This window comes from Bradyrhizobium sp. AZCC 1721, from assembly GCF_036924715.1.
Taxonomy (GTDB): domain Bacteria; phylum Pseudomonadota; class Alphaproteobacteria; order Rhizobiales; family Xanthobacteraceae; genus Bradyrhizobium.
Genome location: NZ_JAZHSB010000001.1, coordinates 6,681,494 through 6,701,126, shown reverse-complemented (window position 1 = coordinate 6,701,126; position 19,633 = coordinate 6,681,494). Strand labels below are relative to the sequence as shown.

Below are 19,633 nucleotides of genomic sequence, written 5' to 3'. Positions count from 1 at the left end.
CCCGAAATAATTTCGGCTGCGTGGACGGGCCAAACGTCGGCGTGCCAGCCATGCGGCATGACGCTTTGGCTCCCCCCAGCCTTTCAATTTTGCGATAGAAGCCATGTCCACATTCAAATTCCTCGAACTCTCATCGCGGTCTATTCTGCACGTCAACCAACCCTTGGAATCCCGGAGGAAATTGAGCCCGATGGCGGAAGCAGCAAAATCACGCGCCGAGGCCGCACCGGCGCTGCCGACGTGGCCGGACGAGATCTACCGCGTGCTCAAGGACACCGGCATTCGCCAGGTCGCGATGGTTCCGGACGCCGGCCACAGCCGCCTGATCCGCTCCTTCGAGGCCGATCCCGAGACTCGCGTCGTCACGCTGACGACGGAGGAAGAGGGCGTAGCGATGCTGGCGGGCGCGTGGCTCGGCGGCGAGCGCGGCGTGCTGCTGTTGCAGTCGAGCGGCGTCGGCAATTGCATCAACATGCTGTCGCTGCCCGTCATCTGCCACATGCCGTTATTGATGATCGTCACCATGCGCGGCGATTGGGGCGAGTTCAATCCGTGGCAGATCCCGATGGGGCAGGGCACGCGGCCCTCGCTGGAGGCCATGGGCGTGATCGTGAACAAGGTCGACGAGCCTGATCTCGTCGCCTCCACCGTGCAGGGCGCGGCGAACCTCGCCTTCAACACCTGGAAGCCGGTGGCGGTCCTGATCGGCCAGCGCGTGCTTGGCGCCAAGAATTTCAAGGAGCTTGCCCGCAAATGAGCAATCCGAACGCGCTTCTGCATCGCCGCGATGTCGTCAACGAATTGTTGCGCGACCGCGCCGACCTCCTCGCCATCGCCGGGCTCGGCGCGCCGAACTGGGACGTCTCCGCCGCCGGCGACCATCCGAACAATTTTCCGCTCTGGGGCGCCATGGGCGCCGCCTCGATGATCGGGCTTGGGTTGGCGCTGGCGCAGCCCAAGCGCAAGGTGCTCGTCATCACCGGGGACGGCGAGATGCTGATGAATATCGGCTCGCTCGCCACGATCGCGGTGGAGGCGCCGAAGAATCTCACGATCGCCGTTCTCGACAACGAGCGCTTCGGCGAGACCGGCATGCAGAAAACCCCCACCGCCTCTGGCGTTGACCTTGCCGCCATCGCGACCGCCTGCGGCATCCGCACCTCGCGCATCGTTCGCACGATGGCGGAAGTCACCGAACTGCGCGACCTCGCGCATGAAGGGCGAGGAACGGTTTTCGCGCAGATCAAGATCAATCCCGAGGCGCTGGTGTTCGTGATGCCGCCTGCCGACGGCGTCATCCTGACGACGCGCTTCCGGCAATCGGTGTTGGGAGACGAGGCGCTGTATAATTGAGGCGCAGCTACGCCGTCATGTTGATCTTCCAGCGTCCTTCCCTGGAAAGCTGTTGAATCTCCGATACGATCAGCGTCGCGATCGTGGTCGTGGCGATCGACGGCGGGTGGGCGATCGGCGAGGCCAGAATCAATTCGCGCGACACGGCGGGACTTACGGCAGCCATCTCCAGCCGTTTCGCCGCCACCTCGGTGCGGATGGCCGAGGGCGGCAGCAGCGTGTAGCCGAGCCCTTCCTCCATCAGGCTGATCTGGGCGCGGTAGGAATCGACTTCGATCATGGCCTCCAACTTCAGTTTTTCGCGCGCCAGCGCCTTCTCCAACAGCGCCCGCAGGCCATGCGAGATGCTCGGCAGGATCAGCTTCTGCTTCACCAGCCATTTGAGATCGACCTGCTTGCGCTTGTTCAGCCCCGACCCCGGCGGCCCGACAGCGACGATATCCTCACGGCCGATCGACTGGACCTGAAGATGGAGATCGACGGCAGGACCATAGATGATCGCGAGATCCATCTCGCCGCGGTGCAGCCATTCGACCAGATGCCCGCCATAGCTCTCTACGATGCGCAGCGAGACGTCGGGAAACTCGTTAAGGACGCGGCGGGCAAACCGTCCGGACAGGACGGCGCTGACCGTCGGCACCAGCCCGAGGATGACGCGGCCCGCCGGATTGCCGTTCGCCGATTTGAGGTCGTCGCTGACCTGCTCGATCTGGCGGATCAGGCCGGTGGTGCGGTCGAGCAGCATCCGGCCCGCGCTGGTCAAGAGCATGCCGCGCCCGTTGCGGACGAACAGTTCGACGCGAAGCTCGTGCTCGAGCAGCTTGATGTGGCGGCTCAGCGCCGGCTGTGCGGCACGCAGCCGGTCCGCAGCCTTGCTCAGGCTTCCAAGTTCGGCTACGGCCCGGAAAGTCCGCAGTTGTTTGAGATCCATCGAGTGCCCAGAGTGCCTGTTATGCAAGCGATCATATGCCGTTTTCGGAATCTCCGTCCATGACCGTACCCTCAGTTACCCCCTCGCAAGTTCGCGCCGCGCTGCTGCTGCGCGAGGAAATCGCGCTGCTCGATGTCAGGCACGAGGCCGTGTTCGCCAGCGGCCATGCCCTGTTTGCCGCCAACATGGCGGCCGACCGGATCGCGCTCGAAGCGGAGACGCGGCTGCCGCGCAAGGATGTGCCGATCGTGCTCTATGACGCCGGTGAAGGCCTCGTCACCGTAGCGGCGGACCACCTGAAAGCGTTGGGCTATACCAATGTCCGCCAGCTCGACGGCGGGCTACAGGGCTGGAAGTCGGCGGGCTATGAGGTGTTCGAGGACGTCAATTCCTACGCCAAGGCCTTCGGCGAACTGGTCGAGTCGCGGCGGCACACGCCTTCGCTCGCTGCCGAGGAAGTCGGCGCCCTGATTGCGAGCGGCGCCAATATCCAAATCCTCGATGTCCGCCGCTTCGATGAATACGCCACCATGAACATCCCGGGCTCCATCAGCGTGCCCGGCGCCGAACTGGTGTTGCGCGCCGGCCGCGCCGCGCCGGATCCCGAGACCACCATCATCGTCAATTGCGCAGGCCGCACCCGCTCGATCATCGGCACACAGTCGCTGATCAATGCCGGCGTCGCGAACAAGGTGCGGGCGCTGCGCAACGGCACCATCGACTGGACGCTGGCCAAACAACATCTCGAACATGGCAGTGACAGGCGCGGCGAGGTCGGTGCCATCAAAGGCGGCGAAGCCAATGCCCGCGACGTCGCCTATCGCGCCGGCGTCCGGCATATCGGATCAGAGGAAATGGTGGCGTTGCAGGCGCAGGCCAACCGTACGCTCTACTGCTTCGACGTCCGCTCGGAGGAGGAATACACGGCTGGCCATATCACGGGCTTCCGCCATTACGCCGGCGGGCAATTGGTGCAGGAAATCGATATGGCGGCGCCGGTGCGCGGCGCCCGGATCGTGCTGACGGACAACATGAGCGTGCGCGCCGACATGACGGCGTCCTGGCTGGCACAAATGGGCTGGGAAACTTACGTGCTTGAAGGGGGCTACGACGCCACGCTGGAAATCGGGCCGCCGCGCGTGATCCCAAAACCCGATCCGTCACACCGCTATCGCCGGCCCTATGAGGGCACCGATGTCAAGGAAAGCGCGATGCAGGCCTATCTCGACTGGGAATACGGCCTCGTCGAGCAGCTCCGTCGCGACGGTACGCACGGATTTTTCGTGATTTGAGATCGCGTAGGATGATGGAGCGCAGCGATACCCATCAATCGTCGGCGCCCATCATGCTCGCGAGCTTCTCCGCAGCGTAATTCTCGCCGATCGACAGCGCGCAAATCCGCGAAAGCTGCACATAAGGAAGGCCGGTCTCTTCGGCCCAGGCGTTGAATTGCGCCTGCACCTTGGCGAGATCGCGCTTGGAGGTGACGGTCTCCGCGATGTCGAGCCCGGCATCGCGCAGGCACAGCACGACGTCTCTGGAGGTGACGAATCCGTCCCAGCCGAGGAAACGCAGCATCATCTGCCCGGTATTGCCACCGAGCCGGCTGCCGCGCTTGGCCAGCAGTTCCAGCAATCCGGCCTGGTCCGACGACGGCCAGTTCGCAAGGAACTTGCCGAAACTGCCGTGCTCCTTCGCAACGTCGCGGACGAAGCCGGCATTGGCGCGCACCGACATGATCTTGGCGCCGTTGCGCACGATGCGGGTGTCCTTCATCAGGCCGTCCCAGAAATCATCCGGCTGCAGCGTCAGCGGCCCGGGCTTGAAGCCTAGAAACGCTTTCTCGAAGCCCAGCCATTTGCTCTCGATCACGCTCCAGGCAAAGCCCGCGCAGAACACCCGCTTGGTCATTTCGGCGAGAATCCGGTCGTCGCCGAGCTTGGCGAGCGCCTTCGGGTCCGGCTTGGCCGGCAGCAGCTCGGCGAGTGCTTTCGGCCCGCCCTTGCGCTTTTCGGCGCGGGCGCGGATGGTCTTGAACGCGGTCACGGTGCATGGCCCCATAAGCTTAAGTTGAAAACCACGGTTGAAATACCCGGAAAGCCCTAGTGTAGCGGATCATCCCGGAATTCCCAGCCGGCAGCGTGGAAGGTTAACCGTCGCAGAAGTGATCGGCTGACCTGCAAAGAATGGATGGCGTCCCGGCTGGATTTCGCCTAAAGCATCCCCACCTCATTCAAATCCGTCAGGCCGTGCGGCTGCGCGTCGTCAATGCGCAGCTTTTTAAGTCATTTCGGTTCGAGGCGCCCTTTTCATATTCCCGGCCGACAACGCCAACCAAGGTCTGACATCTCGTGACATTACTGCCCGCAAATGCGCCGCTCGCCCGAGCTTTGGCGGAACGCAACTACGATCGGCTGACACCGGTGCAGACGGCGGTGCTGGCCGACGAAGCTGATGGCCGTGACCTGCTCGTTTCTGCGCAAACCGGTTCCGGCAAAACGGTCGCCTATGGTCTGGCGATTGGAACGAACCTGCTGGATGGCGCCGAACGATTCGAGCGGGCTGCCGCGCCCCTTGCATTGATTGTCGCGCCGACCCGCGAGCTTGCGCTTCAGGTGCACCGCGAACTCGGCTGGCTCTATCAGCACGCGGAGGCGCGCGTGGTTTCCTGCGTCGGCGGCATGGATCCGCGCCGCGAGCAGCGCGAACTGGCCGCGGGCGCCCATATCGTGGTCGGCACGCCGGGGCGGCTCTGCGATCATTTGCGGCGCGGCCGACTCGACGTCAGCGAGTTGAAGGCGATCGTGCTCGACGAGGCTGACGAGATGCTCGATCTCGGCTTCCGTGAGGATATGGAATTCATCCTGCAGGCCACACCGGACGACCGCCGCACGCTGCTGTTCTCGGCGACCCTGCCGCAGGGTATCATCGCGCTGGCAAAGGAATATCAGCAGCAGGCCTTCCGCGTAGAAGTCGCCGGCGACGAGGGCGGTCATGCCGATATCGAGTATCGCGCGATCCGGATCGCCGCCGGTGATGTCGAGCACGCCGTCGTCAATCTCCTCCGCTATTTCGAATCGCCTGGCACGCTGGTGTTCTGCAACACGCGCGAGGCCGTGCGGCATCTGCAGGCAACGCTGCTGGAGCGCGGCTTCTCCGTGGTGGCGCTGTCGGGCGAGTTGACCCAGAACGAGCGAACGCTGGCGCTGCAGGCCTTGCGCGACGGCCGCGCCCGCGTTTGCGTTGCGACCGACGTTGCCGCGCGCGGCATCGATTTGCCGAACCTGGACCTCGTCATCCACGCCGATCTGCCGAACGATCCGGAAGTCATGCAGCATCGCTCGGGGCGCACCGGGCGGGCCGGTCGCAAGGGCGTCAGCATCTTGCTGGTGCCGCCGGCGCGGCGGCGTCGCGCGGATATGTTGCTCAAGCTCGCCGGGATCGACGCGGCCTGGGGCCTGGCGCCGCAGCCCGATGAAATTCGCAAGCTGGATCAGGAGCGGCTGCTGCGCGATGATGTGTTCGCAGGCGAAATAACGGCGGAGGATGAGGCACTCGCGCAAACCTTGCTTGCGGAACGGTCGTCGCAAGAGATCGCCACCGCGCTGGCACGGCTCTATCGCGCGCGGTTGCCCTCTCCCGAGGACATCGTCGATCCCGGCGAGGAGCGCGTCAAATCTCGGGCCGAGCGCGCCCGCGAGCGGGCCGATCGCGAGGCTGGAAGGGGAGTGAAGCCAACGAAATCCGCGGCGCGCCATCGCATGGCGGAGGACACCGTGTGGTTCAGCGCCGCGATCGGACGCCGGAAGAACGCAGAAGCGCGTTGGCTGCTGCCGATGCTGTGCCGCCGCGGCAGCATCAAGAAGGAAGATATCGGCACCATCCGCATTCTGGACAGCGTCACCGAGTTCGAGATTTCCGCGCGTGTCGCCGACCGCTTCGCCGCGCGAATCCGCCGTCCCGACAAGGAAGACAGCATTCGCATCGAGGCGATGACGAATGCTCCGCCGCGCGACGAGGCACGCGAGCAGGAACGGACACCGAAACCGCACCGCAAAAACGCAAAGAGCCCTGACCGGGCAGGGTTTGACAAGGAAGTGCATTACGATAGGAAGAAACCGCATCGGGACAGGCCGGCTCACGCCGGAAAACCGCGGCATGAACGCGAGGCGCCTGCATTCGGCAAGAAGGAGGCACCTGCACTCGGTAAGAAGAAAAAGAAGAAGTTTCGCGGCTGACCGGCATGACCGAGACCTCAACGGCCCCCGCCGCGCAACCCTCAAATGAGGAGCCGTCATGAGCGTCTACATCATCGCCCAGTTGAAGTTCACCCGCCGCGAACTCTACGATCGCTATCAGGCGCGTTTCATGGGCGTATTCAAGAAATTCCGTGGCAAGCTGCTGGTAGCGGACGCAGATCCGGTCGTACTGGAAGGCGAATGGCCGCGCGACAAGGTCGTGATCATGGAATTTCCCGATGACGCCGCGGCAAAGGAATTTCAGAATTCGCCGGAATATCAGGAAATCTCCGTCGATCGCAAAGCGGGCGCCGACGCCATCGTGCTGACGGTAAGGGGATTGTAGGATGTCCGCCTTTGCCACGTTGACTTGATCCGAGCCGGGGTTCCCGGCTTGGCATTATTGCATTCCGGAACATCAACGAGGCCGGCTTTCGCCGGGCCATTCTTGTGCTATTGCTGCTGTCAGGCGCTTCGCTCGCTTTTGACATGATTGCGTCATCATGGTCGAAGCTTGCGAAGCCTTAAAAATCCTTCAGCATTGGCCGAAAGAATCATGACCGCACCTGAGCGAAACGCTTCCGTCTCGATTGATCCCGTAAAGCTCGACCGCCTCGCCGAAGTCGCGGTCAAGGTCGGCTTGCGGCTACAGCCGGGGCAGGACCTGCTGCTGACCGCGCCCTCGGTCGCGCTGCCGCTGGTGCGCCGGATTGCCGTACATGCGTACCAGGCCGGCGCGGGTTTGGTGACGCCGTTACTGTCGGACGAGGCGATCACGCTGGCGCGCTACCGCTACGGCCACGAGGCCGGTTTCGATCGTGCCGCCAACTGGCTCTATGAGGGCATGGCGAAGGCGTTCGGCGCCAACACCGCGCGCTTGGCCATCGTCGGCGACAATCCGATGCTGCTGTCGGGCGAGGATCCCGTGAAAGTGGCGCGTGCCAGCAAGGCCAATTCGATCGCCTATCAGCCGGCGCTGGAGAAGATCGTCAATTTCGATACCAACTGGAACATCATCGCCTATCCGAGTCCGTCCTGGGCCAAACAGGTTTTCCCTGACGTCCCCGAGGACGTCGCGGTGGAAAAACTGGCGGATGCGATTTTTGCGGCGTCCCGCGTCGATCAGGATGGCGCCGTCGCCGCCTGGGAAAAACACAACGCCGTGCTGCGCGAGCGCACCGAATGGCTGAACGGCCAGCGCTTCCACGCGCTGAAATATTCCGGCCCGGGCACTGATCTGACGATCGGCCTTGCCGACGGCCACGAATGGGAAGGCGGCGCCTCGACCGCGAAGAACGGCATTACCTGCAATGCCAACATCCCGACCGAGGAAGTCTTCACCACGCCGCATTGCCGGCGCGTCAGCGGGCATGTCGTCTCCTCCAAGCCGCTGTCCTATCAGGGCACGCTGATCGACAACATCGCGGTCAGGTTCGAGGAAGGTCGCATCGTCGAGGCAAGGGCCTCGCGCGGCGAGGAGGTGCTCAAGAAGGTGCTCGACACCGACGAGGGCGCGGCGCGTCTCGGCGAAGTGGCGCTGGTGCCGCATTCCTCGCCGATCTCAAAAAGCGGTCTGTTGTTCTTCAACACGCTGTTCGACGAGAATGCCGCTTCCCACATCGCGCTCGGCCAGTGCTACTCGAAATGCTTTGTTGGCGGCGACAAGCTGACGCCGGAACAGATTGCGGCACAGGGCGGCAACAAGAGCCTCATTCACATCGACTGGATGATCGGATCGGCCGAAACCGACATTGACGGCATTCACGCCGACGGAAGCCGCGTCCCGGTATTCCGCAAGGGCGAGTGGGCGTAACTAACCCAGCAAGAGCCTGTAGAAGTCGGTCGCCGTCTTCGAAAACAGCGCCGTCTTCTCGGCCTCGCTGTATTGTGCGGCGATACGCTTGAACGCGTTGAAAATCACCTGATAGCTGCACTGGCCTTTATCAGGCGGAAAATTGCTTTCGAACATGCATCGATCGGGCCCAAAGGCCTCGATGCAGGTTTCGATATAGGGACGCCACGCGGCGGCGGTCTGTTCCGAAGACGGCGGCTTCGGGCGCAGATGAAAGTCGTAGCCGAGCAGGCACATCGCGAGCCCGCCGAGCTTCACCACGACGTTCGGGCATCGCGCGATTTCCTGGATCGAGGCCTTCCATTCCGAGAACACCTCCTCGCGCCGGCCGGCAAAGCGGCCGATGCCGACCGGACCGCCGCAATGATCGAGCACGATTTTGGTGTCAGGGAAAGCTCGGGCGAGATCGGTGAGTTCGCCGATCTGCGGATGAAACAGCCAGGCGTCGAAGCTCAGGCCCAATGGCGCGAGGCAGGCAAAGCCCCTGCGAAACGTGCTGTCGAGCAACAACCCTTGCGGCCGCGTCGCATACATGCCGGCGACATTGGGATCGGCATCCCAGGCCGAGGAGTGCCGGATGCCGCGGAAGCGGCCGTTGCCGGCAGCGATCTCCGCTTCCAGCACGGCTCTTGCGCCTTCGCCGAGCAGCAGGTTGACGTGGCTGACGATGCCGGCACAGATCGCGGCCTTGCCATAGCCGCCGCTCGCCGCCATCGCCGCAACGCCATTGGCGAACTCGACTTCGCCGACCGGGCGAAACGCTTCCGGCCCCTGCGCGCGGTACATCGAGCGGCAATCGACATAGACGGTCGCGATAATGTTATGACCGGAGGCAATGTCTGTAGCCATTTCCTCGATCATGTAGCGCAGGCCGCCGCGGTCCCAGAGATGGTGATGCGGGTCGACGATCGGGAGGGCGGGATCGATGATCTCTTCGGTGTGCTGCGCCAGCCAGTCTTCGCGCGGATCGGCATAGAGCCCGCTCCTGGAGGCGGGTGCAGTGCTGGCCATGGACGTCGCTCCCTTGATTGTTGTTGCCCGTCGTTGCGTGCCAACGGATCGCGCGAATGCGCGCCCGGTTGGCTTGCAATGACGGCGTTACTAGCGATGCGCCTACACGCCCTCCAGAATGATCACCGTCGGCGTGCCCGGCAGCGTGTCGCGCGAAATCTTCAAGGTTCGCTCGCTCCGCTGATCGATCTGGAATTGCTGCCCGATCAGACGCATGAATTCGTCGAGCGGAGTGGCGAAGCGATGCATCGGCAGCACGATGGAGGAACGCAGCCGCCGGGTGATCTCGGAAACGCCGTCGAGCGACATCGTATAGGTGCCGTCGATCGGCACCATCACGATGTCGAGCCGGCCGATCGCCGCAAAATGCGTCTCGTCGAGTTTGTGGTGCAGATGTCCGAGATGGCCGATGCAGAGGCCGGCGACTTCGAAGATGAAGATCGAGTTGCCGTCCTTGATCATGCCGCCGCTGGAGCCCTCGCCATAGTAGCGGCGGATGTCGGTCGGCACGTTGCGGATATGGACGTCGCCGACGCGCGTTGAGATATGCGCCGCCTGTCCATTCTCGCCCCAGCCATGCAACACGTGCGCAATCTTCGGGTCAGGGAACAACGTGTAATGCGTCGAGTGCGCGCGGTTCATGGTAACGACATCAGGCAGGCGGCCGGTCCGGTAGGCGCCGTTGAAGTCGGTCGCGATCCGCACGCCGTCGGGCGTGTCGATGTAGTAGGTGGAATGTCCGACATAGGTAATCGCGACCTCTTCCACCTTGGCGGCGGTGCGGCGCAGGCTGACCGGAACGGCGCGTGGCGGCGCATTAGCCATCGCGAGGCATTCGCTGCGTAAAGGCTGCTGTTGGGCGGCCGCCGGGACGATCAGCGAACCGAGGAAGGCGAGGGCGACAGCAAGGGATCGCAACATGGCATGACCCGTCAGCGGTGAAGGCCGTGAGCGACACTGTATCGCCGAATTCGGGAGAGGTCATGGCATTCGCGCACGGCAGCGCGCCGGATTTGCTTCATCGGGGCCGGGCTATGACATATTGTAAGAAACAACCTGGGAGTTCGCCGTGACTGAAGAACCCGCCGCCCCGGCCTCGCGTGCCCCGTCATCGAAGCGGCTGGAGCCGCTGCGGCAGGTCGATGCCGGCCCGCTCAGCATCGCCTATTACGAGGCGGGCCCGGCGGATGGCCCCGCCGTGATGCTGATGCATGGCTTTCCCTACGACATTCATTCCTATGTCGACGTCGCGCCGCAGCTGGCTGCCCAGGGCTGCCGTGTCATCGCTCCCTATCTGCGCGGCTATGGTCCGACCCGGTTTCGCGATGCCGCAACGCCGCGCTCGGGCGAACAGGCGGCGGTCGGCGCGGACATGATGGCGCTGATGGAGGCGCTCGGCATCCAGCGCGCGGTGTTCGCCGGCTACGACTGGGGTGGCCGCGCGGCCTGCGTCGGCGCGGCGCTATGGCCGGAGCGTTGCCTCGGGCTCGTCTGCGTCAATTCCTATCTGATCCAGGATATTGCCAACGCCATGGTGCCGATGCGCGGCGAACGCGAGGTGGCGCTGTGGTACCAGTATTACTTCCAGCTCGAGCGCGGCCGCGCCGGCCTTGCCGCCAACCGGCGCGAGATCGCCCGAATATTGTGGACGCAGTGGTCGCCGAACTGGTCGTTCGACGATGCCTGCTTCGAGCGGACTGCAATGGCCCACGACAATCCCGATTACGTCGATGTGGTGATCCACAGCTATCGCCACCGCTTCGGTCTGGCCGAAGGCGATCCGCAATATGCCGACATCCAGCGCCGGCTGGCGGCACTTCCTCCCATCACCGTGCCGTCAATCACGCTGGATGGCGCCGACGATGGCGTGGCCCCCGCAACCGATGGCACCGCCAGCGCACCGAAATTCACCGGCCGCCGCGTCCATCGCGTGGTGCCGCGCGTCGGGCACAATCTGCCGCAGGAAGCGCCGGAGGCGTTTGCGGCGGCTGTGATGGAGCTGGTTCGCCGATAAGTCGACTTTGCCGCGGTATATAACGCAACCTTGAGATGCTAGCACATTGGTGGAGGTCGCTCAGCCCCGCCGCGGGCTGATCTTCCATGTCGCAGCCAGAATACCGGCGGTCAGCGCGCCGCTGATCACGGCGGCAACTGGAATGGTGGCAGCGAGAGCTGACGTCGCAGCCCAGCCGATCGAGCAGAAGGCTTCCGCGAAGGTCGCCAGTCGCGACGAGGTCTGGCGGCGGCGGAACTGGGTGCGTTTGGCCTGCACGCGGAACCAGAGCTGGATCGCGGCGGCGGAGACGGTCGCGATAATGACGCCGAGCGCGGTGACGATCGCCTGCGTCAAGGAAGCAAACGCAAGGGCTGCGATCAGCGGCGTGAAGATGGCGCCGATGGCGATCAGCACCACTTCGACCTTGGCGCGGATCATGCGCGAGGGCGGCAGCGGTGCGGTTGCGACCAGGTCGGCGGCATCTTCTCCTGAGATCGTCAACCATGCGAGGCCGCCGGCAAGCTGGCCCGCCGCCATCACGATCACGGGCGTGATCAGCACGATCGCGTCAGAGCTATCGGAAAAGCTTCGCCACAGCATCAGGGCTGGCGGCACCAGATAGAGCAGTTGCATCAGGCTTTGCGACAGCAGCCATGGGTCGCGCCGCAGCAGCAGGAACTCCTTGGTGCGTAGCGCCCGTTGCCGCGAGCCGCCGCGAAATGCAGTAGCGTGCGGCCCGCGACGGACAGCGCGCGTGGTTGCGGCGACACGGACGACGGTATCGGCAAATCGCGGCGAAAAGACCGCCATCACCGCGCCGAGCAGCAGGAGCCCGCCGGCCATGAGCCATGACAGCACCATGCCGTCGCCGATCGCCGCGCGAGCCGGCCACCACAGCGGACTGTCGAGATCAGGCGCATAGGCTGAAGCGGCATCGGAGGTCAGCACGGCGAAGCGTGACAACGTACCGTAGGAAAGAATGGCCGCGACCTGGAGCGCGATGACGAAGCCGGCGCCGATGACGGCGGCCACGATCTGTGCGACGAGGCGGGTGCGGCTCGGGCCGATCAGCCTGAACAGCAGCACGGTGATCGCGATCGCTACCGCTGCAGCCGAAAGGCCGATGGCGACGACGACGCCGAACGCCGAGAGCCAGCGCGCGCCGCCGCCGATCACGAGAACGTCGACAAAGGGCGTCGACAGCAGCAGCGCCATTCCGATGACGGACAGCGCGATCGCCGCGATCCGCACCGAGAACACGTTGGCGAGGTTGGCCGGTGACGACATCAGGAGGTCGAGATCGGCGCGGGCGTAAAACACCCGCGTCACGGATTCGATCGCCTGCGACAGCATCAATGCCCAGGCGAGAAAGATCGTCGCGGTGATGACGATCAGTTCGGGCTTGCCTAGCGGCGCCTGCAAATCGGCAAAGCGGCCGATCACCGCATAGGCTGGCAGGTGCATGATGGCGGCGAACACGACCAGGAAGATGATCGCGCGCTTTCGCTTTCCCCGGCTGCCGGTCATCATGGCCAGCCATTCGCGCCAGGCCAGCCGGATTTCGTGCCGGGCAAACCAGGTGAGCGCCGCGGCCGAACTCATGCGGCTGCCGCCCCGGCGTCGACGAGCGCGATGAACATGTCTTCGAGGCTGGTGTCGCCGCGGCCATTCTGCTGGCGCAGCTCGCTGAGCGTACCCTCGGCCACCAGCCGTCCCGCGGCGATGACGCCGATCCGGTCGGCCATCCGCTCGGCGACTTCGAGAATATGCGTCGTCATGATCACGGTGCAGCCGGAGCGGACGCGCTCCTGCAGCAATCCCTTGACGTGACGCGCCGACAGCGCGTCGAGCCCGGTCAGCGGCTCGTCCAGGATGATCAGCCGGGGATCGTGAACCAGTGCGCCGGCGAGCGCCACCTTCTGCCGCATGCCCTTGGAAAATCCCTCGCAGCGTTCGTGCAGATGCGGCTCCAGCCCGAGCGACGCCAGAAGCTGGTGAGCGGAAGTTTCGGAAGTTGCGGGATCGATGCCCCACAGGCCGGCGACGAATTCGAGATATTCCAGCGGCGTCAGCTTGTCGTAGATCATCGGCTCGTCGGAAACCCAGGCCATGATCTGCTTGGCGGCGACGGGATCGGCAAGCGCATCGATGCCCAATATGGATACAGAGCCGGCGTCGGGCTTGAGCAGACCGGCGACCATGCGCAAGGTCGTGGTCTTGCCGGCGCCGTTGGGGCCGAGCAGGGCATAGAACTCGCCGGTGCGAACGGTGAGATCGAGCGCATCGACCGCCGGGCGGTCAAAACGCTTCGTTAACCCTCGCACCTCGAGCGCCGATACATCCGCTTTCATGATTTCGGAACGATCCAGTTGTTCGTCGCGGACCATGAACCGAAGAACTTTCGGCGCGGTGAATCTGGTGGACCAAATCGCGCCGACCCCGCAACTTCCCGGGGCTGCGGCATTTCTCCGCAATTGTTAACGGCGCCGCTCGCAGCGCTTTGTTGACAGCGGTCGGCGCTTTGGGCTCAATGCGACGGGACATATGCGGCTGCAGGCATCGTGGATGCGGGGCAGCGTGTAGACACAAGATGCGAAAGAGGCGATCGACAGAATCGCCCGGCATCGGGGAGGGAAATGATGCTGGACTTCGTTCAGCAGCTCGTGAGTGGCATCGCGCTCGGCTGCGTCTATGGCCTGATCGCGCTCGGTTTCGTGCTCATTTACAAGGCAACCGAGGTCGTCAATTTCGCCCAGGGCGATTTGATGATGCTGGGCGGATTCTTCGCCTTCACATTCATCGGCATGCTTGGTCTCAATTACTGGCTCGGATTCGCCGGTGCCGTCATCGCCATGGCCCTGTTCGGCATGTTGGCCGAACGCGTCGTCGTGCGCCCGATTCTCGGTTATCCGCAGTTTTCCATTATCATGGCAACGATCGGGCTCGGATACTTCCTGCGCTCGATCGTCGGCATGATCTGGGGCACCGACGATTTCAAGATCGAAACGCCGTTCAGCGACGGTGTGCTGCGAATCGGCTCGTTGGTGCTCGCATACGACAAGCTGTCGGTGATCGCCGCCACCATCATCCTCTGCGCGTTGCTGTACCTGTTCTTCAACCGCACCACGCTCGGCACCGCGATGCGCGCCAGCTCCGAGAACATGCTGGCTGCCTACTACATGGGCATTCCGGTCAAGCGCGTGGTCTCGATCGTGTGGGCGATCGCTGCGGCGGTCGCGACCGCAGCCGGCGTGCTGTTGGCGCCGATCACTTTCATTCACTCCAATGTCGGACTGGTGCTGGGTCTGAAAGCATTTCCCGCCGCCGTGCTCGGCGGTTTCGGCTCGATCCCCGGCGCCGTGGTCGGAGGCGTGCTGATCGGCGTGATCGAGAGCATGGCCGGCTTCTACCTGCCGCAGGGCTGGAAAGACGTCGCTCCCTACATCGTCCTTCTGGTGGTGCTGCTGCTCAAGCCCGAAGGCCTGTTCGGTGTTCACATGCGGAAGAAGGTCTAATGCGTTTTCTCTTCAAGACGGATTACGAAGACGACATCAAACTGTTTCCGCACAGCGGCTACGTCGTCTCCTACGGTATCCTGCTGGCGTTTCTCCTGATCGCGCCGTTTGTGCTTTCCAGCTACCTCGTCAGCCAACTGGTGTTCGTCTGTATCTATGCGACGGTGGGCGTGGGACTGATGATTCTCACCGGCTTCACCGGGCAGGCCTCACTCGGGCACGCCGCCTTTCTGGCGATCGGCGCCTACACGGCGGCCTATCTGCAGCAGTTCAACGTGCCGTTTCCGGTCTATTTCCTGGCCGGGGGCCTGTTGACCGGCGTGGTCGGCGCGCTGGTCGGATTCCCGGCGCTGCGGCTGACGGGCATCTATCTCGTCATCGCGACAATTTCCTTCGCCTTCATCGTTGAAGAGGTGCTGGCGCGTTGGGAAAGCGTAACCCACGGCAACGAGGGCATGCGGGTCAAGACGCTGAGCCTGTTCGGGCAGGCAGTGCCGCAAAACGGCCCGACCTTCTACTATCTCTGTCTTGCCGTACTGATCCTCACCATCGTCGGCACGCTCAATCTGCTGCGCTCGCCGACAGGACGCGCCTTCGTCGCGATACGCGACAGCGAAACCGCGGCGCGCAGCATGGGCGTCAACGTGTCGCTCTACAAGGTGAAGTCGTTTGCGATCAGCGCGGCGATCACAGGCCTCGCCGGCGTGCTGTTCGCGCACAAGCTCTCCTTCATCTCGCCGGAAATGTTCACGCTGCAGCTCTCGATCGAGTTCATCATCGTGATCCTGATCGGCGGCGCCTTCAGCCTGCACGGCGCGGTGCTAGGTGCAATCTTTCTGGTCATGATCGATCCGTTCCTGACGTACCTGAAGGACGACCTGCCCGGCATCATCGCCGGCATCGCAGCGACCTTTGGCACCGACAGCATTGCGGCGGGCAAAATTAACGACAATGTCGCCGCCATTGCGTCCGCCAATGGCTTGAAGGGCGCCATCTACGGGGTGATCATCGTGCTGTTCGTGCTGTTCGAGCCGCTCGGTCTCTACGGCCGCTGGCTGAAGATAAAACTCTTCTTCCAGCTCTTCCCGCTCTACAAGCGCGCTACCTTCAAACGCCAGAAGATCTACGTGAAATCGGAGCGGAACCGATGAGCTATTTCCGTGCCGAAAATCTCTCTCTGCACTTCGGCGGCCTCAAAGCTGTCGATTCCGTCAGCTTCGCTGTGGAGAAGGGCGAGATACTCTCGATCATCGGCCCGAACGGCGCCGGCAAGAGTTCAATCTTCAACCTGATCTCGCGGATTTATCCACCGACCTCGGGCAGGATCTTCTTCGAGGACCAGGATATTACCAATCAGCCGGCCTACGATATCGCAGGCCTCGGCATCGCCCGCACCTTCCAGAACATCGAATTGTTCGAGAATGCGACCATGCTGAGCAATCTCCTGGTCGGCCGGCACCGCCACTCCACCACGCGGCTCTGGCAGGAACTGTTGTTCCTGCCGAGCGTGCGCGCCGGCGAAAAGATGCATCGCCGCCGCGTCGAGCAGGTGATCGAATTCCTCGATCTCGAAGCCTATCGCGACAAGCTGATCTCGGGGCTGCCTTACGGGGTCCGCAAGGTGATCGAGCTGGCGCGCGCGCTGTGCTCCGAGCCGAAGCTGATCCTGCTGGACGAGCCGTCCTCCGGGCTCAATGTCGAGGAGACCGAGGACATGTCGTTCTGGATCCGCGACATGAAGACCGAGCTTGGCATCACCGTCTTGATGGTCGAGCACGACATGACTCTGGTCAACCGCGTCTCCGACCGTGTGATTGCGCTTAACTACGGCCGCGTGCTGGCAATGGGCTCGCCGTCCGAGGTGCAGCGCCATCCCGACGTCGTCGCCGCCTATCTCGGCGCATGAGGATGATGCCATGAGCGCTTCCGACATCATTCTCAAGCTCAGCAATATCGAGAGCTATTACGGGCCGATCATGGCCATCCGCGGCATCAGCCTCGAGGTGCCGCGCGGCCGCATCGTCACCCTGCTCGGCGCCAACGGCGCCGGCAAGACCACGGTGCTCAAGACCATCTCCGGCATTCTCGATCCGCAAAAAGGCTCGATCGAGTTTCTGGGCAAGCCGATCCAGCGCATGGAAGCCGACAAGATCGTCCGGCTGGGCTTGAGCCACGTGCCGGAGGGGCGCGAGGTGTTTCCATTCCTCTCGGTACGCGAAAATCTGATGATGGGCGCCTATCCGCGCAAGGATCGGGCCGGCGTCGCCGAGGATCTCGATCGCGTCTACGGCTATTTCCCGCGGCTGAGGGAACGCATCAACCAGCCGGCCGGGCAACTTTCCGGCGGCGAGCAGCAGATGCTGGCGATCGGGCGGGCGCTGATGAACCGTCCGACCCTACTACTTTTGGACGAGCCCTCGCTCGGGCTGTCGCCGATCTTGGTGAAAGAGATCTTCACCATCATCAAGCGCGTCAACGAGGAGCAGGGCATGTCGATCCTGCTGGTCGAGCAGAACGCCAAGGTAGCGCTGGAGACCGCGCATTACGGCTACGTGCTGGAAATCGGCCGAGTCGTGATGAACGACACCTGTGAGCGGCTGATGAGTTCAAAGGACATCCAGGAATTCTATCTCGGTGCCAAGGAAGAGGGCGCCCGCGGCGAGCGGCGCTGGAAAAAGAAGAAGACGTGGCGTTAGAAGACTTGGCGTTAGAAGACTTGGCGTTAGAAGATCTGGCGTCAGAAGATCTGGCGTTAACCGTCGCAGTCAAAAGCATGGCGTTAAGAACGAGTTAGAGCTAAATTCGAGCCTGCTTCGAAAACCAAGACCGGTTCGAACACCGGCACCGGAGGGCAGGCGACAGAGGGAGGAGATGCGCATGGCCAGACCGGCAGTGCTGACGGTCGCCGACACGATCGCGAAGAGCTTCTTGCTGTCCGTGGAAACACGCGGCGACCGGCCGGCGATCCGCGAAAAGAAGTTCGGCATCTGGCAGCCGACCAGTTGGCGCGAATGGCTGCAGATATCCAAGGACGTGGCCTATGGTCTGCATGCCAGCGGGTTCCGGCCCGGGGACGTCGCCTCGATCATCGCCAACGCCGTGCCGGAATGGGTCTATGCCGACATGGGCATCCTCTGCGCCGGCGGCGTTTCATCCGGCATCTACCCGACCGACTCCTCGTCGCAGGTTGAATATTTGATCAACGATTCTTCGACCAAGGTGATCTTCGCCGAGGACGAGGAACAGCTCGACAAGATACTCGCCTGCCGTTCGCGTTGCCCGACGCTGCAGAAGATCGTCGTGTTCGACATGGAAGGCCTGACCGGTTTCAGCGACCCTATGGTGTTGTCGCTGGCCGAGTTCATGGCGCTCGGTCGCAACCATGCGCTGGGCAACGAGGGGCTGTGGGACGAGATGATCGGAAGCCGCAGCGCAGGCGATCTCGCCATCCTGGTCTACACCTCGGGCACCACCGGCCCACCCAAGGGCGCCATGCATTCCAACCGCAGCGTGACGCACCAGATGCGCCACGCCAATGACCTGTTTCCGTCGACCGACAACGAGGAACGGCTGGTGTTCCTGCCGCTCTGCCACGTCGCCGAGCGGATCGGCGGCTATTACGTCTCGCTGGCGCTGGGATCGGTGATGAATTTCGCCGAGAGCCCGGAGACCGTGCCGGACAATCTGCGCGAGGTGCAGCCGACCGCCTTCCTCGCGGTGCCGAGAATTTGGGAAAAGTTCTATTCCGGAATCACGATCGCGCTGAAGGATGCGACCACGTTCCAGAACTGGATGTACCGCAACGCGCTCGCCATCGGCAATCGGATGACCGAGTACAAGCTGCAGGGCGATACGCCGCCACTGTCCTTGCGGCTGGCCAACCGCGCCGCCTATTGGCTGGTGTTCCGCAACATCCGCCGCATGCTCGGGCTCGACCGGTGCCGGCTGGCCTTTACCGGCGCGGCCCCGATCGCGCCGGACCTGATCCGCTGGTATCTCGCGCTCGGCCTCGACATGCGCGAGGTCTACGGCCAGACCGAGAATTGCGGCGTCGCGACCATCATGCCGCCCGATCGCATCAAGCTCGGGTCGGTCGGCAAGGCCGCGCCGTGGGGCGAGGTTGCGATATCGCCGCAGGGCGAAATCCTGATCCGTGGCGACTTCCTGTTCATGGGCTATCTGAACCAGCCGGAGAAGACCGCCGAGACCATCGACGCCAAGGGATGGCTGCACACCGGCGACGTCGGCTCGATCGACAATGAAGGCTTCGTCAAGATCACTGATCGGATGAAGGACATCATCATCACCTCGGGCGGCAAGAACATCACGCCGTCGGAGATCGAGAACCAGCTAAAATTCTCGCCCTATGTCTCGGATGCCGTGGTGATCGGCGACAAGCGGCCGTATTTGACCTGCCTCGTCATGATCGACCAGGAGAATGTCGAGAAATACGCGCAGGACCACAATATTCCCTTCACCAATTATGCCAGCCTGTGCCGTGCGCAGGAGATCCAGGACTTGATCCAGCGCGAGATCGAGGCGGTCAACGCCAACTTCGCGCGCGTCGAAACCATCAAGAAGTTCTACCTCATCGAGCGTCAGTTGACTCCCGAGGACGAGGAGCTGACGCCGACCATGAAGCTGAAGCGCAGCTTCGTGAACAAGCGCTACGCCGCCGAGATCGACGCCATGTATCGCGAACGGGCGGTGGCGTAGGCGAACATTTGGAACCAAGTA

18 protein-coding genes are annotated in these 19,633 nt (G+C 63.3%); 12 read left to right on the top strand and 6 right to left on the bottom strand.

Annotated elements, in window-relative coordinates:
- Positions 1-190 precede the first annotated feature (190 nt).
- Both V1273_RS31980 and V1273_RS31975 read left to right on the top strand, forming a co-directional pair.
- Positions 191-757 carry a thiamine pyrophosphate-binding protein gene (locus tag V1273_RS31980; RefSeq protein ID WP_334411912.1) on the top strand — a complete coding sequence of 189 codons (567 nt, stop codon included), beginning with the start codon at positions 191-193 and terminating at the stop codon, positions 755-757.
- Positions 754-1,353 carry a thiamine pyrophosphate-dependent enzyme gene (locus V1273_RS31975; RefSeq protein WP_334379994.1) on the top strand — a complete coding sequence of 200 codons (600 nt, stop codon included), beginning with the start codon at positions 754-756 and terminating at the stop codon, positions 1,351-1,353. The genes V1273_RS31980 and V1273_RS31975 overlap by 4 nt, the downstream gene beginning before the upstream one ends.
- 7 nt (positions 1,354-1,360) lie before the next feature.
- Here V1273_RS31975 and V1273_RS31970 read toward each other — a convergent pair whose 3' ends face one another.
- Complete coding sequence (locus V1273_RS31970; protein ID WP_334365335.1) at positions 1,361-2,284, bottom strand: LysR family transcriptional regulator; 924 nt, start codon at positions 2,282-2,284, stop codon at positions 1,361-1,363.
- 59 nt (positions 2,285-2,343) lie between these two features.
- Between V1273_RS31970 and V1273_RS31965 the strand changes: the two genes are divergently transcribed.
- Positions 2,344-3,576, top strand: a complete 1,233-nt coding sequence (locus tag V1273_RS31965; protein ID WP_334411911.1) for a rhodanese-like domain-containing protein — start codon at positions 2,344-2,346, stop codon at positions 3,574-3,576.
- A 34-nt stretch (positions 3,577-3,610) separates the two neighbouring features.
- On the opposite strand, the gene V1273_RS31960 is transcribed toward V1273_RS31965, so the two are convergent.
- Positions 3,611-4,330, bottom strand: a complete 720-nt coding sequence (locus tag V1273_RS31960) for a DNA-3-methyladenine glycosylase I (RefSeq protein WP_334411910.1) — start codon at positions 4,328-4,330, stop codon at positions 3,611-3,613.
- A gap of 305 nt (positions 4,331-4,635) precedes the next feature.
- On the opposite strand from V1273_RS31960, the gene V1273_RS31955 reads away from it, so the two are divergent.
- From V1273_RS31955 to V1273_RS31945, 3 genes are all read left to right on the top strand, one after another.
- Positions 4,636-6,522, top strand: a complete 1,887-nt coding sequence (locus V1273_RS31955) for a DEAD/DEAH box helicase (protein WP_334411909.1) — start codon at positions 4,636-4,638, stop codon at positions 6,520-6,522.
- A 58-nt stretch (positions 6,523-6,580) separates the two neighbouring features.
- Positions 6,581-6,868 (top strand): DUF1330 domain-containing protein, encoded by a 288-nt coding sequence (locus tag V1273_RS31950; RefSeq protein WP_334379998.1) that lies wholly within the window; start codon positions 6,581-6,583, stop codon positions 6,866-6,868.
- A 210-nt stretch (positions 6,869-7,078) separates the two neighbouring features.
- Complete coding sequence (locus V1273_RS31945) at positions 7,079-8,335, top strand: aminopeptidase (protein ID WP_334365331.1); 1,257 nt, start codon at positions 7,079-7,081, stop codon at positions 8,333-8,335.
- Here V1273_RS31945 and V1273_RS31940 read toward each other — a convergent pair whose 3' ends face one another.
- Together V1273_RS31940 and V1273_RS31935 are read right to left on the bottom strand one after the other, a co-directional pair.
- Positions 8,336-9,385: an amidohydrolase family protein gene (locus V1273_RS31940; protein WP_334379999.1), complete on the bottom strand. Its 1,050-nt coding sequence runs from the start codon at positions 9,383-9,385 to the stop codon at positions 8,336-8,338.
- 102 nt (positions 9,386-9,487) lie between these two features.
- Positions 9,488-10,306 carry an MBL fold metallo-hydrolase gene (locus V1273_RS31935; RefSeq protein WP_334365329.1) on the bottom strand — a complete coding sequence of 273 codons (819 nt, stop codon included), beginning with the start codon at positions 10,304-10,306 and terminating at the stop codon, positions 9,488-9,490.
- A 208-nt stretch (positions 10,307-10,514) separates the two neighbouring features.
- On the opposite strand from V1273_RS31935, the gene V1273_RS31930 reads away from it, so the two are divergent.
- Entirely contained in the window at positions 10,515-11,399 is an 885-nt protein-coding gene (locus V1273_RS31930; RefSeq protein ID WP_442894175.1) for an alpha/beta fold hydrolase, read from the top strand.
- Positions 11,400-11,459: 60 nt separating this feature from the next.
- Here the strand turns inward: V1273_RS31930 and V1273_RS31925 are convergent, their stop codons facing one another.
- Both V1273_RS31925 and V1273_RS31920 read right to left on the bottom strand, forming a co-directional pair.
- A complete protein-coding gene (locus tag V1273_RS31925; protein WP_334411908.1) occupies positions 11,460-12,983 on the bottom strand; it encodes a permease in 1,524 nt (507 codons plus the stop codon).
- Positions 12,980-13,732: an ABC transporter ATP-binding protein gene (locus V1273_RS31920; RefSeq protein ID WP_334365326.1), complete on the bottom strand. Its 753-nt coding sequence runs from the start codon at positions 13,730-13,732 to the stop codon at positions 12,980-12,982. The genes V1273_RS31925 and V1273_RS31920 overlap by 4 nt, the downstream gene beginning before the upstream one ends.
- 288 nt (positions 13,733-14,020) lie before the next feature.
- Here V1273_RS31920 and V1273_RS31915 point away from each other — a divergent pair, with 288 nt between their 5' ends.
- The 5 genes from V1273_RS31915 to V1273_RS31895 all read left to right on the top strand — a co-directional run bounded on the left by V1273_RS31915 (position 14,021) and on the right by V1273_RS31895 (position 19,612).
- The gene (locus V1273_RS31915) at positions 14,021-14,896 is read left to right on the top strand and encodes a branched-chain amino acid ABC transporter permease (RefSeq protein ID WP_334365325.1); all 876 of its coding nucleotides are present in this window, start codon (positions 14,021-14,023) and stop codon (positions 14,894-14,896) included.
- The gene (locus V1273_RS31910) at positions 14,896-16,047 is read left to right on the top strand and encodes a branched-chain amino acid ABC transporter permease (RefSeq protein WP_334411907.1); all 1,152 of its coding nucleotides are present in this window, start codon (positions 14,896-14,898) and stop codon (positions 16,045-16,047) included. Before V1273_RS31915 ends, V1273_RS31910 begins: the two co-directional genes overlap by 1 nt.
- Entirely contained in the window at positions 16,044-16,802 is a 759-nt protein-coding gene (locus V1273_RS31905; protein ID WP_028351788.1) for an ABC transporter ATP-binding protein, read from the top strand. The genes V1273_RS31910 and V1273_RS31905 overlap by 4 nt, the downstream gene beginning before the upstream one ends.
- 10 nt (positions 16,803-16,812) lie before the next feature.
- The gene (locus V1273_RS31900; protein WP_334365323.1) at positions 16,813-17,592 is read left to right on the top strand and encodes an ABC transporter ATP-binding protein; all 780 of its coding nucleotides are present in this window, start codon (positions 16,813-16,815) and stop codon (positions 17,590-17,592) included.
- Positions 17,593-17,773: 181 nt separating this feature from the next.
- Positions 17,774-19,612 (top strand): AMP-dependent synthetase/ligase, encoded by a 1,839-nt coding sequence (locus V1273_RS31895; RefSeq protein WP_334365322.1) that lies wholly within the window; start codon positions 17,774-17,776, stop codon positions 19,610-19,612.
- Positions 19,613-19,633 lie beyond the last annotated feature (21 nt).